A 13746-nucleotide genomic window follows, 5' to 3' on the forward strand; every position below is an offset into this window, starting at 1 on the left:
GTGGCCCGGATCGGTGACCTGCGAATCCGACTGCGTGCACTGTCCGACGGGCTGGCCGAGTTCTACACCGGCCCGTACCGGGCGACTCTCCGACGGGCCGCGCGGGACGAGGATGACCTGTTCATGGTGCTCGTCATGGGGGAGGCGCTCGGGGTGCCGAACCCCGCCAGCCACCACACCCTCGAACTTCTCCCGGTGATGTACGACCGCTTCCACGACTGGCACAGGCGCATGGGAATGGAGCGCTCACCGGTCGAGGGCCTGTCATGCTGCTAGAACTCATCGACGGCCACCGGGTCGTGTTCTTCGGTGGGAAGGGCGGGGTGGGGAAGACGACCCTCGCCTCGGCGACGGCGGCGACGCTCGCCCGGCGCGGTCGCCGGGTACTGCTCGTGTCCACTGACCCGGCCCACAACCTCGGTCACCTCTGGGACACCCGGATCGGGGACCGCGTCACCGACCTCGACGCCGGGCTCGCGGCCGTGGAGATCGACCCGGCCGCGACAACCGCCGCACACCTCGCACGGGTAGAGGGAACCATGCACGAGATGATGCCCCGGCACCTGCACGCCGAGGCCTCCCGCCACCTCAGGCTCGCGGCCGGGTCCCCGGGCACCCACGAGGCGGCGATTCTGGAGCGGATCGCCCGTATCGTGGACGTTTCGGTGGCGGAGTACGACCACGTAATCGTCGACACCGCACCCTCCGGACACACCGCGAGACTGATGGCGCTGCCGGAGATGATGGCCGCGTGGACGGACGGGTTGCTGGGCCGACGGGCGAAGGCGGAGAAACTCGCCGAGGCCGCTGACGCGTTGGGGCCCGCATCCCGGCGGGACCGCGATCTTCTCGGCGCCCGAGGTGCCACCGGGACCTCGACGGATCCGGTACACCGGCGCAATGATCGACTGCGGGAGATCCTGGAGGAGCGTAGGCGACTGTTCGGCCGCTTCCGGGACACTCTGACCGATCCCGGGACCTGTTCCTTCGTCATCGTGCTCACCGCGGAACGCATGCCCGTCCTCGAGACGGTGGAACTGCACGCGGAGCTGACCGGTACCGGGGTGGCGGTCGCCGCGTGCGTGGTCAACCGCCGTTCACCACGGAACCAGGGGGAGTTCCTCGCCGCCCGGGCCGCACTCGAGGACGGCTTCGTGCGGCTGCTGGGCACGCGGCTGCCGGATCTGCCGGTCATTGAACTGCCGTTGCTGCCCGGTGAGGCGGCCTCGCGCGCCGCCCTGACGGCGTTGGGGGAGCAGCTCTAGTCGGGGCGGGAATCAGCCGGAATCCGCTCCCACCAGCGATACTTAGAGCGTCACCTGACAGTTTCCGGGGAATTCCCGCTCAACTCTTGGAAGTAAGGCAAGGGTCGGCTAATTTAAGCGGGAGAAGTTAGTGATTCCACTCACTGTGTTTTTCACTGGACGAATCAGTGGATGAACAGCGTACCAACCAGCCCCCCGGATCCTTTTTACTCCTTCCGGCACGGGCCTGACCCAAGAACGGACCCCCGTGATCATCGTTCCCCGCGACATCGACTGGATGCTGGAATTCACCGCCGGACCCACCTTCCACGGTGCGATGCAGCTGTTCGCCACCGGCCGGGATCCGCTCGAGAACTGGCCGGTCCTCGATCGTGACGAACTCGCGGCGATGCCCGCCCGCGAAACCCGGGGAGAGGCGGCACTCGTCCTGGCGACGACGGGGCACCATGTTCCGGTGACCTGCCTCGAGGAGGCGTTGCTGCATCTGTGGGCCGTCGACGAACTGCTCGCCACCGATCCCGCTTCGGGGGGTCCGGCCCTGCACTCGCCCCGGACCCACTGTGCGCTGGAACAGCTCCGGGTCTTCTGCCTCACGCTGTCCGGCGTCCTCTTCGAGCAGCGTCTGCTGTTCTGGCTGATCTTCAACGACGAGGGCAGCATGGACTACCGGATCAACGGCCGGACCTACATCATGGGCCGGGGGGAACTGGGCGTTCCGTGGGAGGTCGCCGTCAGCGGCGACCTTCCCTTCCAGTTCGGGGAACTGTTCGACTCCCTGGTTCCGTGCCGGGACGCCGTGCGCTGGGATCCGTGCCTGAGCTTCTATCCCGTGGGGAAACTGGATCTGTTCTTCACCGGGAGCCCCACCTCACAGCCCTGGTTGACGGATACGGCCAGCACGTTCCTCGCCCGGCTCGCGGATCCCCGGGTGTGGCCGACGGTCACCGATCTGACCCGCTGCGACCCCTACTTCTTCTTCGCGGCCTACCGGGGCCAGGCGTTGCCGCAGGTACCGAGCGACGGGACGCCGCTGACGGTGGCCCTCCGGGTCATCGAACAGCGGGTACCCGACCACGGTCCCGAGGAGCTCTACCTCAGGCGACTGATGGAGTACCTGGCCCACGCCATCAATTCGGAGTGGACGTTCGCCTCACTTCTCGGCGGCGCAGGCGACTAGGGCCACACCGACCGACCGACACAGCCGGACCCCGAGACGGAATCCCCTGTCCCGGGGTCCGGAGCCGCTCGGAACGGTCCCGCAGATTACTTCACCACGAGGTTGACCAGGCGACCGGGAACGACGATCTCCTTGACCACTGTCTTGCCGTCGATGTGCCCGGCGACGTTGGACTCGGCCTTCGCGGCGGCGATGATGTCCTCCTTCGGGGCGTCCACGGCGACGGTGACCCGTCCACGGACCTTGCCGTTGACCTGAACGGGAAGCTCGACCGAATCGTCGCTGAGCCACTTCTCGTCGAAGGTCGGGAAGTCGGTGTAGGTGATCGTGGCATCGTGGCCGAGGCGCTTCCAGAGTTCCTCGGCGATGTGCGGGGCGATGGGGGCGACCATCTGCACGAGGGGCTCGACGGCCGCGCGCGGCGCGCCCGACGGGTACGACTTGGTGAGGTGGTTGACGTACTCGATGAGCTTCGCGACCACAGTGTTGTCCCGCAGCTCCGCGTAGTCCTCACGGACACCGGCGACGGTGCGGTGCAGGGCGCGGTTGTCATCGTCGGTGAGGGCGGCGTCGGTGACGATGGGATCGCCGGTGTTCTCGTCGATCGCGAGGCGCCACAGGCGCTGCAGGAACCGGTGCGCGCCGATGACGTCCTTCGTGGCCCACGGGCGGGATGCGTCGAGGGGACCCATGGCCATCTCGTAGACGCGCAGGGTGTCCGCACCGTAGTTGTCGCAGATCTCATCGGGGGAGACGGAGTTCTTCAGGGACTTGCCCATCTTTCCGTACTCGCGGTTGACCCGCTGGCCGTCGTGGAAGAACTCACCGTCGATCTCCTCGACCTCGGCCGCGGGGACATAGACGCCACGGTCATCGGTGTAGGCGTAGGCCTGGATGTAGCCCTGGTTGAACAGGTGCCGGTAGGGCTCGAGAGAGCTGACATGGCCGAGGTCGAAGAGGACCTTGTGCCAGAACCGGGAGTACAGCAGGTGCAGCACGGCATGCTCCACACCACCGACGTAGAGATCGACTCCGCCCGGGTCCTTCGCACCGTGTTCCGCGGGGCGCGGCCCGGTCCAGTACGCCTCGTTCTCCGGGGCACAGAAGGCCCCGGAGTTGGTCGGATCGATGTACCGGAGCTGGTACCACGACGAACCCGCCCACTGGGGCATGACGTTGGTGTCGCGCGTGTAGGTCTTGGGTCCGTCTCCGAGATCGAGTTCGACCTCCACCCACTCACCGGCCTTCGCCAGGGGCGGGTGCGGCTCACTGTCGGCGTCCTCCGGGTCGAAGGACACCGGGCGGTAGTCGTCCACCTCGGGCAGCTCGACGGGGAGCATCGACTCGGGCAGGGCGTGTGCGACACCGTCCGCGTCGTAGACGATGGGGAAGGGTTCGCCCCAGTAGCGCTGGCGGGCGAAGAGCCAGTCACGGAGCTTGTACTGGATGGTGCCCCGGCCGGTGCCCTGTTCCTCGAGCCAGGTGATGGTCTTCGCCTTCGCCTCGGCGAGTCCGAGACCGTTGATGTCCAGACCGTCGCTGTTCGCCGAGTTCACGGCCGTTCCTTCTCCGGTGAAGGCTGCCTCGGTGACGTCGCCGCCGGCGACGACCTCGAGGATCGGTAGCCCGAAGACGGTCGCGAACTCGTGGTCGCGGTCGTCGTGTGCGGGAACGGCCATGATGGCACCCGTACCGTATCCGGTGAGCACGTAGTCGGCGATGAACACGGGAACCTGCTCACCGTTGACCGGGTTGGTGGCATAGGAACCGGTGAACACACCGGTCTTCTCCTTGTTCTCCTGACGCTCGAGATCCGACTTGGCGGCGATGGCGGAACGGTACGCGGCGACGGCCCCGGCGGGGGAGGACTGGCCGAAGGTCCAGCGCTCGTCGATGCCCTCATAGGAGCCCGTTCCCTCGGCGACGAGGACGTCGACGAGTTCATGCTCCGGTGCGAGCACGACGTACGTGGCACCGAACAGGGTGTCGGGGCGGGTGGTGAACACGTCGATGGCGTGACCGCCTGCGTCGAAGGTGACCTCGGCACCACGGGAGCGGCCGATCCAGTTGCGCTGCATGGACTTGACCTTCTCCGGCCAGTCCAGCAGATCGAGATCGTCGATGAGACGGTCCGAGTAGGCGGTGATCCGCATCATCCACTGGGAGAGATTCTTGCGGAAGACGGGGTAATTGCCGCGCTCGGACTTGCCGTCGGAGGTGACCTCCTCGTTCGCCAGGACGGTGCCGAGCCCGGGGCACCAGTTGACGGTGGAGTTGGAGCGGTAGACCAGACGGTAGGTGTCGACGACCTCGGCACGCTGGACCCGGTCGAGACCGGTGAAGTCGGAGGTGCCGAACTTCTCCGCCAGCTCCGCGGGCACGGGGAGTTCACCGGACTCGAGCAGTGGGGTGAGCTCGGCGATCGGGCGGGCCTTGCCCTGCGCCGGATCGAAGAAGGAGTTGAAGATCTGCAGGAAGATCCACTGCGTCCAGCGGTAGTAGTCGGTGTCCGTCGTGGCGATCACGCGTCGGCGATCGTGGCCGAGACCGAGACGTCCGAGCTGGCGTTCCATGTTGTCGATGGATTCCTGCGTCTTGATCCGTGGATGGGTTCCCGTCTGGATCGCGTACTGCTCGGCGGGCAGCCCGAAGGCGTCGTACCCGAGGGTGTGCAGCACGTTCTTCCCGAGCATGCGGTTGTAGCGGCCGTAGACGTCGGTCGCGATGTAGCCGAGGGGGTGTCCGACGTGCAGCCCCGCCCCGGAGGGGAAGGGGAACATGTCCTGCACGAAGAGCTTGTCCTCCGGAAGATCCGCACCGTCCGCCGGGGCGAGATCGCCGACCGGGTTCGGCGCGTTGAAGGTGCCGTGTTCACGCCAGTGGTTCTGCCAGGTGCGTTCAATGCTGCCCGCCAGCTCCGCGGTGTAACGGTGTGCGGGAGTCTCGCTCGGTTTAGTCATGGGAAACAGTCTATAGCCGTCCCGCACGTCGATCAGCATGGGCCGGGGTCCGGTCCCGGGGATCCGGTCAGCAGCGGGGTAACGCGGACGCCAGCATCGTCGGGATGAGTATCGCGTCAGGTACCACCTTCCGGATGTTGAGGGGGTCCGCACACCGCACCTGGTGCTTCAGCTGCGCGCCGGTGATGGCCCACGAACCGGATCCGGGCGGTGGTCCCGCAGGCTCCGCCGCCTGTGGGGCGGGGGATTCGCCCACGGCGACGTGGATGTCCCGGGTGAGCTGATCCGGTGGACCATAGGTGCGGGCCGCGGCGGTCCATCCGTTCCCGTAGGTGCCGGTCGCGTTGATGGTTCCGTCGTCGGACCAACCGAACTTCGTGGCCCAGGCGCCCGGAAGCGTGGCGGTCCCGTAGTTCTGGTGGTAGCCGTCCGCCGCGACGGGGCTCGCGGTCGCCATGGCGTCGATGATCGGGGCGGCCGTCGGGTCGTCACGCACCGCCGTGAGGAACCGGACGACGTCATCGGTGGTAGTCACACCGGATCCCCAGTCCGGGCCGGCCTGGCTCCCGTGGAGACCGAAACGGTCGATGGTGTCCGCGATCGCGGTCGGGTGTTTCGCGGAGAGACGCGCGGCGGTCAGATCATCGGACGTCCGGATCATGTGCGTCACCGCGTCCCGGTCCGCGGGATCCCCGGCCGCGAGAACCCCGTACGCGAGATAGAGCTTCGCCAGCGAGAGCGCCGGTCCGGGACGGTTGCCCCGGATGCTGAACACCGTGCCGTCGGTATTCCGGACGCTGATCTCGGTCCGGCCCGGTACCGACCACGGGTCGAGCGTGAGCGCTCCGGCGCTCGGGGGCACCAGGGTGCCACAGGCCGCGGCGAGCAGCGAGGCTAATAGCGTTCGAGTCTTGGTCACCCGACACATGATAGGTCGAAAGCACGGTGATACGGGTCGGTACCGGACTCCGGGGGTGTTTCACGTGAAACACCCCCGGAACGCCGATGCCCGCCCGGAGTCCACGGGGACGTCGGGCGGGCGGGGCGGAGGGCGGCGGGCGGGTGCCCGGATCTTCTAGATCTCGGATTCGAGCTGCTCGTCCTCCTCGATGATGTCCACCTCGTAGCCGAGGGTCTCCTGCTGCTCCGAGCGGGAGATCTGACCCTTGGCGAGCTTGTTCACGACCATGGCGATCGCGCCGTCGCCGGTGACGTTGCAGGCGGTGCCGAAGGAGTCGATGGCGATGTAGGCCGCGATCATCAGGGCGACCTGCTCGTCATTGAAGCCGAGCATGGAGGCGAGCAGACCGGTGGCGGCCATGATCGCGCCGCCGGGGACACCCGGCGCGGCGACCATCGTGATGCCGAGCATCAGGATGAAGCCGATCGCCATCGGGAAGGTCAGCTCCATGTCGTTCATGTACATGATCGCGAAGGCGAACAGGGAGATCTTCAGCATGGAACCCGACAGGTGCGTGGTGGCGCACAGCGGGACGGTGAAACCGGCGACCGTCGGGGCGACGCCGTTGCGCTTCGTGCAGGCGTAGGTGACCGGGATCGTCGCGGCGGACGAGGAGGTACCGAGGGCGGTGCCGTACGCGGGCAGCATGTTGAGGAACGCACGCACGGGATTCCGCCCCGCGACCGCGCCGGCGATCGCGAACTGGATGACTAGGAGGATGAAGGTCATGAGGATGGCGATGATCAGCACGGTGCCGAAGGACGTGAGCGTGGAGGTCAGGTTGCCGTTCATGCCCATGGACAGGAACAGACCGAAGATGAAGAGGGGCAGCAGCGGGATGATGAACCGCGCGATGACCCGCATGATCACGCGCTCGAGATCACGGACCGTGTTGTACAGCGTGTCGCTCTTGACCGCCGTCATCGCGACGCCGAGGGTGAAGGCCAGCAGCAGCGCCGTCATGACGCCGAAGGGAGCAGGCATCTCGATGGAGAAGTAGCTGCTCAGTGCACCCTCACCGACATCCACGGCATCGACCATCTCCTGGTGCTGGAGCAGGGAGGGGTACAGCAGCGCGGATGCCCCGAACGCGAGCAGACCGGCGAAGACCGTCGATCCGTAGGCGATGCCCGTCGTCACGGCGAGCCACTTGCCCGCGCCCCGACCCAGGCCCGCGATGGCGGGCGTGATCAGGGCGAAGATCAGCACCGGGATGAAGAATCCGAGGAAGTTGCCGAACAGCTCGTTGAAGGTGACGAAGACGCGGGCGAGCGAATCCGGGAAGAAGAAGCTGCAGATGATGCCGAGAATGATCGCGACGATGATCTTGAACAGCAGTGAGGAAGACAGTCTCTTAAAGTCCATGTGTTCTACCTAGGTCGGTGGGTGTTCCGGTGCACCGGATCGCCGGTCTTTCACGGCGATCCGGGACGGATCGGGGGACCCGGCGCCGGTGGCCACCACGGTCGAGGAACCGACCGGGATACACAGGCGTGGGCTGAGTCGGAGCTGTGTGAAGTCACAGATTTTCGACATCTGCAACTTACGATACGGGATCAGGTCCAGCACACACCAATGTTTTCCCGCGGCGCGCGGCGTGCCGTGGTGCCCGGCGTCGGTCCCGGCTCCGCCGGGCACGCCCCGGAGGAGGTTGCACGGGAGAGATGATCGTGGTTCCCGGATGTCCGGGGATTAGACTGGGGACATGATCGTGATCTCCGTTGTCCTGCTCGTTCTCGCGCTGCTCCTGCTCATCACGGGAGTGCTCGGGTGGACCGGTAGGCTCCCGGGCAATCCGGTCCTCGGCATCCACGTCGCCGAGGTGCGGAAGTCGGAGGATGTCTGGGTACTCGCGCACCGGGCCGCCGGGCCGCTGTGGATCGCCGGCGGCATACTCACTCTCGTCGGTGCCGTCATCAGTTTCGGTGCGACGGGTTGGATGTGGCTCCTGCCCGTGATCGCCGTGATCGCCGGACTGGTGTTCGTCGGCGCAGGTGCGGGCCTCGGTGCGCGGGTCGCGGCCGCCGCGGATGTCGCGGCCAACCGGAACGCCGGGGAAGGTGACGGCTGCTCGTCCGGCGGCGGGTGCTGCGGCGGAGGCGCCGACGATCAATCCACCACGCAACCGGCTGTCGATCTCGACGCCGTGCGACGTGCCGCGAGTCAGGCCGACGGGAGGTAGGTTCTCCCCGTGCCGACCCCGGACTTCATCCTCGATCTGCGCGAGCGGATCAGCCACGCCCCTCTCTGGTTGCCGGGGGTGACGGCCGTCGTTCTCCGTCCGGCAGCCGATCCCGGTCAGCCTCCGGAGGTGCTGCTCGTACGGCGGGCCGACACCGGGGCGTGGACCCCGGTCACCGGAATCGCCGAGCCCGGTGAACAACCCGACGTCACCGCGGTCCGGGAAATCACCGAGGAAACCGGTGTCGAAGCTGAGGTGGAGCGGGTCCTGTGGGTCCGGGCGGTGGGTCCCGTCACCTACCCGAACGGCGACGTCGCCTCATACATGGACACCGCGCTCCTGTGCCGGGTGGTGGGGGATTCCGGGTGCGCGCACGCGGCGGACGACGAGAACACCGACGCCCGCTGGTTCCCCGTCGATCGGCTGCCCGAGTTGTCCGAACGGTTCCGGCAGACGATCACAGCCGCCCTCGCTGGCGGCCCCACCCGGGTCGGCACCCCTCCCGATAGTTCAGCCTAGCGTGTATCATTCGGGGCATGAGCCATATTGAAGCCCACGAACAGGCGCTCGTCCGCCTCGGTCGGGCACTCGCCGACCCGACCCGCTGCCGACTGCTCCTCGCGATCCTGGACGGAAACCACTATCCGGCACAGCTCGCCGAACAACTCGGACTGTCCCGGGCGAACGTCTCGAATCACCTCGCCTGCCTGCGGGACTGCGGACTAGTCCGCACCCACCCCGAAGGCCGGAAGGTCCGCTACGTTCTCGCCGGCCCCGAACTCGCCGAGAGTCTACGTAACATGACCCGGATCGTCCTCACCGTATGTGACGATTCGGAGACCTGCCTCAACAAGACCCCCGTGGAGGCGAACCGATGAGCGACGCATGCTGCGGCGGCGAAGACACCACGCCAGACGGGACGGCCGGTGAGCTGCTCATCTCCCGGGACGAACCGGGAACCCCGTGGTGGCGCGATCCGACGCTCGTGATCCCGCTGCTCTCCGGGGTGGCGCTGCTGCTCGGCCACCTCGCCCACCCCGCCTTTTTCTGGGTCGGGCTGGCCCTCGGTGGATCGACGTTCATCCCGCAGTCCGTGCGCAGATTCATCACCGGGTCCGGAGGCGGACGACTGGGCATCGGCCTCCTCATGACCGTCAGCGCAATCGGTTCCGTGGCCCTCGGCTATGTCGGCGAAGCCGCCGCACTCGCATTCCTGTTCTCCATAGCCGAGGCCCTCGAGGAGAAGGCCATGGCGCGGGCCAGAGCCGGGCTCCGCAGCCTCGTGAGCCTCATCCCGGAGACCGTGACCGTGCGCCGGGGAACGGCACCTGAGACGATAGGCATCACCGAACTCGTCGCCGGCGACACCGTGATCGTCCGACCGGGGGAGCGGGTGCCCACCGACGGCACCGTGTCCCGCGGCGAGGGCTCCCTGGACACCTCCGCGGTCACCGGCGAATCCATCCCGGTGAACGTCGGACCGGGGGACGCGGCACCCGCGGGTTCCATCGCGGTCGGCTCACCCCTCGAGGTCCACGCAGACGCGCCCGGAACCGACAACTCCCTGACCACGATCGTCTCCCTCGTCACCCGGGCCCAGGCGGAGAAGGGCGCCCGGGCACGGATGGCCGACCGGGTCGCCCGACCACTGGTTCCCGGTGTCCTGATCATCGCGGTGGCGGTCGCGGCCATCGGTTCCCTGCTCGGGGACCCGTCCGTGTGGATCGAACGAGCGCTGATCGTCCTTGTCGCGGCATCACCCTGTGCGCTGGCGATCGCGGTGCCCGTCACCGTCATCTCGGCGATCGGCGCCGCCAGCCGCTTCGGCGTGATCATCAAGTCCGGTGCGGCATTCGAACGCTTCGGTGCCGTTGACCGCATCGCCTTCGACAAGACCGGCACACTGACCCGAAACACGCCTACCGTCGTGTGCACGGACGGCTCGGGCGAAACCCTCGTCCTCGCCGCCGCGGTGGAGCAGCACAGCACCCATCCCCTCGCCGGAGCAATCCTGCGGGCCACGGAGAACCGTGCTCTCCCCGAGGCGCTCGACGTCGAGGAGATCGCCGGTCACGGAATGCGGGCCAGGGTGGCGGGCCGTCTCGTCACCGTCGGAAGTCCCCGCTTCGTGGACCCGGGGGACATGGCGCCACGCATCGACGAACTCGAATCCGCCGGTACGACCGTCGTGGTTGTCCGGGTGGATGACGCACCCGTGGGAATCATCGGGATCATCGATCCCCTCCGAACCGAGTCCGCCGAAACGGTGGAGGCCCTCCGTGACATGGGACTGCGGGTGACGATGCTCACCGGTGACAACAGCCGGACCGCCGCGGCACTGGCGCGCGACGCGGGAATCACCGACGTGCGGGCCGAACTCCTTCCAGAGGACAAGGCCCGGGCGGTGACGGGTCGCGGCTGGGCGATGGTGGGCGACGGAATCAACGACGCCCCCGCCCTGGCGTCGGCCGACATCGGGATCGCAATGGGTGCGACAGGTACGGACGCGGCCATCGAATCCGCCGACATCGCCTTCACCGGGCACAGCCTGACACTGCTCCCCGGTGCCATCCGTCACGCACGGCGGGGCCATTCGATCATGAACCAGAACATCGCACTCGCGCTCGCGGTCATCACCGTTCTCCCACCGTTGGCGCTCACCGGCGTCCTGGGACTGGCCACCATCGTGTTCATCCACGAGGCGGCCGAGATCGTGATCATCGCGAACGGCCTACGGGCGGCCCGAACCGGGAAGAAGGGAGAGCCCACGCCCCGCGTGGTTCCGGTTCCCGATGAGTCCTCCCCGTCCGGCTCTCCCGGGCGGGAGAGCCGGACGGCCGGGGACTGCTCCTGCTGCGCGGACGAGTAGGGCCATCGATCCAGCGCGGATCCTCCCGTTCCGGTACGGAGGAGAGTCCACCGGAACGCACCCGTCCGGGACGTCGGACCCGGACGGGCGGGCGAGGTGTGTACTTTCCGGATTGATACAGATGCCACCCGTGCAGACGCCGGGACAGGACGGGCGGAAGCGGTACCCGCAATCCCGCGGTCCTGAACCCTGCCGGACCGTCCCTTCCGTCGCGGCCGAGCAACCCGGATACGGGGGCGGGCGCGGGAGGAGCCCCGCCGCACACACGACCGGAGCCCGGGTCGGACCCGGGCTCCGGTCGTGACAGACGCCGAGGTGTGTGGAAATGCGGAGCTGCCGCACCCACCCACCTCGGGGATCTCTATCGTTCGGTATAAATCAGCCGCTGTGGTGTCCGGCCTCTACTCCGAATCCTTCAGGTTCTTCTCGACCCGACGGTGCGCCTCCCAGATCCTCTCCGGAAGCCCCTCGAAACGGGACAGGTGCTCGGCACGGGAGTCCATCTCCCTGAGCCACAGATCGCGGTCGATCGTGAGAACCGCCTCGAGATCGTCGCGGTCACCGGTGAAACCGGTGAGGTCCAGCTCCTCGATCCTCGGGATCAGGCCGACAGGGGTCTCGGTTCCCTCGACCTTGCCGTCCTTGTAGTCGAGCAGCCAGAGCAGAGCACGCAGGTTGTCGCGGTATCCGGGCCACATGTAGCGTCCGTCCTCCCCACGCTGGAACCAGTTGACGTGCGCGAACACCGGCAGTGCACTGTCGCCGCCGACCTCCCTGGCCTTGTCGAAGATGTTCAGCCAGTGCTGCGCGTAGCGTCCCTCCGGGTACGCCATGAACGGGCGCATGGACATTGGATCATAGCGGAGTTGTCCGGCCTTGCCTTCCGCGGCCGCGGTGGCTTCGGCCCCGAGGGTGAGTCCGTCGTAGACGCCCTCGGCCGGATCACGGAAGGCACGGATCAGCGGCTCCCGGTCGCGGACACGGCCACCGAAGATCACGGCGTCGACCGGTACACCCCCGGGCACCTCGTAGTTGGGTGCGACGTTGGGGACGTTGGCCAGCGTGGTGGTGAAGCGGGAATTGGGGTGTGCCCATTCATCACCCTTCGCGTCTGAACGCTGGTGCTCGACGGGGCGGTCGGCGATCGGCTCACCCTTCCAGTCCAGCCATCCATCCAGGTCCTCCGGGTAGTCCGGGGTCATACCCTCCCACCACACCTGGTGGGTCTTCGTGTTGTAGGCGACGTTGGTGAAGAGCGTTCCGGTGCCCTCGTCGATGGCGTCGATCGCGGTCGGGTTGGTGTTGCGGTTCGTGTTGGGTGCGACGCCGAAGGCACCGAACTCCGGGTTCATGCCGTAGAGACGGCCGTCGACCCCCACCCGCAGCCACACGATGTCGTCGCCGTAGAAGAACACCTCGTAGCGGTCCCCCAGGCCGTCCGGGGGAAGCATCATGGCGAGGTTCGTCTTGCCGGAGGCGGACGGGAACCCGCCGCAGATGTAGCGGTGTTCACCGGTGACCTTGTCGTGGATTCCGATGAGCATGAACTGCTCGGCGAGGAACTCCCCGGAGGCCCAGCCGTCGTAGCAGGCCTGCCGCAGGCCGTGAGCGATCTTTCCGAGCAGTGCGTTGCCGCCGTATGAGGAGCCGTAGTGGAGGATGGTGCGCTCGTCGGCCACCGTGGCGAAGCAGCGCTGGTCGTCATCGGTGCCCTGGCCGAGGTTCTCCAGGTCTCCGGTGACGTGGACGGCCCGGACGAAGTGGTCCGGGTCCTCGAGATCGCTGAGGTAGTCGATCCCGACCCGGGCCATCCGGATCATGTGCAGGCAGACGGTCCGGTTGTCGGTGAGCTCGACACCGGCGGCCCACGGGGCGAACGGGGAGTCCTTCGGACTCATCAGGTAGGGGAGGACGTACATCGTCTTGCCCCGGTACGCGCCCGTCATCTTCTCCTTCTGTTCGGCGGTGACCTCCGCGGCATCCCGCCAGTTGTTGTACTCGCCCCGGTCCGCCGGGTCGTGGGTGGCGACGACGGTCTTCTCCTCCGTCCGGGCGGTGTCCTTGTGGTAGCTCCGGGAGTAGTAGCGACCCTCGCCGGCGGGCTGGATCTCGTCGTCCGCGAGCGCGGAGTCGATCAGTCTCTGATCATCGGCAGCGGAGATGACCTCGATGGAATCGGGCTCCAGGATCGCAGTCCATTCACTGACGAAGTCGATGATGTGCTGATTGTGGACGCCTGCTTCCTCGAGCACTGTCCTGCAGTCGGTTGTGGTCACGGTGGTCACCTTTCTCCTGGGGTGGCGGGGGCGGCGTGTCGGATCCCGAACCGGAA

Annotated in this window: 11 protein-coding genes; 7 read left to right on the forward strand and 4 right to left on the reverse strand. The window is 67.3% G+C overall.

From position 1 onward, the window contains the following. The 3 genes from JIM95_RS04270 to JIM95_RS04280 all read left to right on the forward strand — a co-directional run bounded on the left by JIM95_RS04270 (position 1) and on the right by JIM95_RS04280 (position 2442). Positions 1-276 (forward strand): cory-CC-star protein, encoded by a 276-nt coding sequence (locus JIM95_RS04270; RefSeq protein ID WP_248232394.1) that lies wholly within the window; start codon positions 1-3, stop codon positions 274-276. After that, on the forward strand, positions 267-1265 hold the full coding sequence (locus JIM95_RS04275) for an ArsA family ATPase (protein ID WP_200258493.1): 999 nt from the start codon (positions 267-269) through the stop codon (positions 1263-1265). Before JIM95_RS04270 ends, JIM95_RS04275 begins: the two co-directional genes overlap by 10 nt. A 247-nt stretch (positions 1266-1512) precedes the next feature. After that, positions 1513-2442, forward strand: a complete 930-nt coding sequence (locus JIM95_RS04280) for a hypothetical protein (protein ID WP_200258485.1) — start codon at positions 1513-1515, stop codon at positions 2440-2442. An 86-nt stretch (positions 2443-2528) separates the two neighbouring features. On the opposite strand, the gene leuS is transcribed toward JIM95_RS04280, so the two are convergent. From leuS to JIM95_RS04295, 3 genes are all read right to left on the reverse strand, one after another. Next, complete coding sequence (gene leuS / locus JIM95_RS04285; RefSeq protein ID WP_200258483.1) at positions 2529-5402, reverse strand: leucine--tRNA ligase; 2874 nt, start codon at positions 5400-5402, stop codon at positions 2529-2531. A gap of 67 nt (positions 5403-5469) precedes the next feature. After that, a complete protein-coding gene (locus tag JIM95_RS04290; protein ID WP_200258473.1) occupies positions 5470-6321 on the reverse strand; it encodes a serine hydrolase in 852 nt (283 codons plus the stop codon). Between the two features lie 156 nt (positions 6322-6477). Next, complete coding sequence (locus JIM95_RS04295; protein ID WP_200258460.1) at positions 6478-7728, reverse strand: dicarboxylate/amino acid:cation symporter; 1251 nt, start codon at positions 7726-7728, stop codon at positions 6478-6480. 340 nt (positions 7729-8068) lie between these two features. Here JIM95_RS04295 and JIM95_RS04300 point away from each other — a divergent pair, with 340 nt between their 5' ends. Genes JIM95_RS04300 through JIM95_RS04315 form a run of 4 tightly spaced genes read left to right on the forward strand, consistent with a single transcriptional unit; the run spans position 8069 to position 11414 of the window. Next, positions 8069-8545, forward strand: a complete 477-nt coding sequence (locus tag JIM95_RS04300; protein ID WP_200258458.1) for an SdpI family protein — start codon at positions 8069-8071, stop codon at positions 8543-8545. A gap of 9 nt (positions 8546-8554) precedes the next feature. After that, positions 8555-9064 (forward strand): NUDIX hydrolase, encoded by a 510-nt coding sequence (locus JIM95_RS04305; RefSeq protein ID WP_200258456.1) that lies wholly within the window; start codon positions 8555-8557, stop codon positions 9062-9064. 17 nt (positions 9065-9081) lie between these two features. Next, positions 9082-9423: an ArsR/SmtB family transcription factor gene (locus JIM95_RS04310; protein ID WP_200258454.1), complete on the forward strand. Its 342-nt coding sequence runs from the start codon at positions 9082-9084 to the stop codon at positions 9421-9423. Then, a complete protein-coding gene (locus tag JIM95_RS04315) occupies positions 9420-11414 on the forward strand; it encodes a heavy metal translocating P-type ATPase (protein ID WP_200258452.1) in 1995 nt (664 codons plus the stop codon). Before JIM95_RS04310 ends, JIM95_RS04315 begins: the two co-directional genes overlap by 4 nt. 401 nt (positions 11415-11815) lie before the next feature. On the opposite strand, the gene JIM95_RS04320 is transcribed toward JIM95_RS04315, so the two are convergent. Beyond that, positions 11816-13690: a phosphoenolpyruvate carboxykinase (GTP) gene (locus JIM95_RS04320; protein ID WP_248113036.1), complete on the reverse strand. Its 1875-nt coding sequence runs from the start codon at positions 13688-13690 to the stop codon at positions 11816-11818. Between the last annotated feature and the right edge of the window lie 56 nt (positions 13691-13746).

Source organism: Corynebacterium antarcticum, from assembly GCF_016595285.2.
Classification (GTDB): domain Bacteria; phylum Actinomycetota; class Actinomycetes; order Mycobacteriales; family Mycobacteriaceae; genus Corynebacterium; species Corynebacterium antarcticum.

Excerpts from the sequence above, each read along its gene's own strand:
- JIM95_RS04275 (WP_200258493.1), top strand. The coding sequence starts at position 267 with ATGCTGCTAGAACTCATCGACGGCCACCGGGTCGTGTTCTTCGGTGGG.
- leuS (WP_200258483.1), bottom strand. The coding sequence starts at position 5,402 with ATGACTAAACCGAGCGAGACTCCCGCACACCGTTACACCGCGGAGCTG.
- JIM95_RS04295 (WP_200258460.1), bottom strand. The coding sequence starts at position 7,728 with ATGGACTTTAAGAGACTGTCTTCCTCACTGCTGTTCAAGATCATCGTC.
- JIM95_RS04300 (WP_200258458.1), top strand. The coding sequence starts at position 8,069 with ATGATCGTGATCTCCGTTGTCCTGCTCGTTCTCGCGCTGCTCCTGCTC.
- JIM95_RS04310 (WP_200258454.1), top strand. The coding sequence starts at position 9,082 with ATGAGCCATATTGAAGCCCACGAACAGGCGCTCGTCCGCCTCGGTCGG.
- JIM95_RS04315 (WP_200258452.1), top strand. The coding sequence starts at position 9,420 with ATGAGCGACGCATGCTGCGGCGGCGAAGACACCACGCCAGACGGGACG.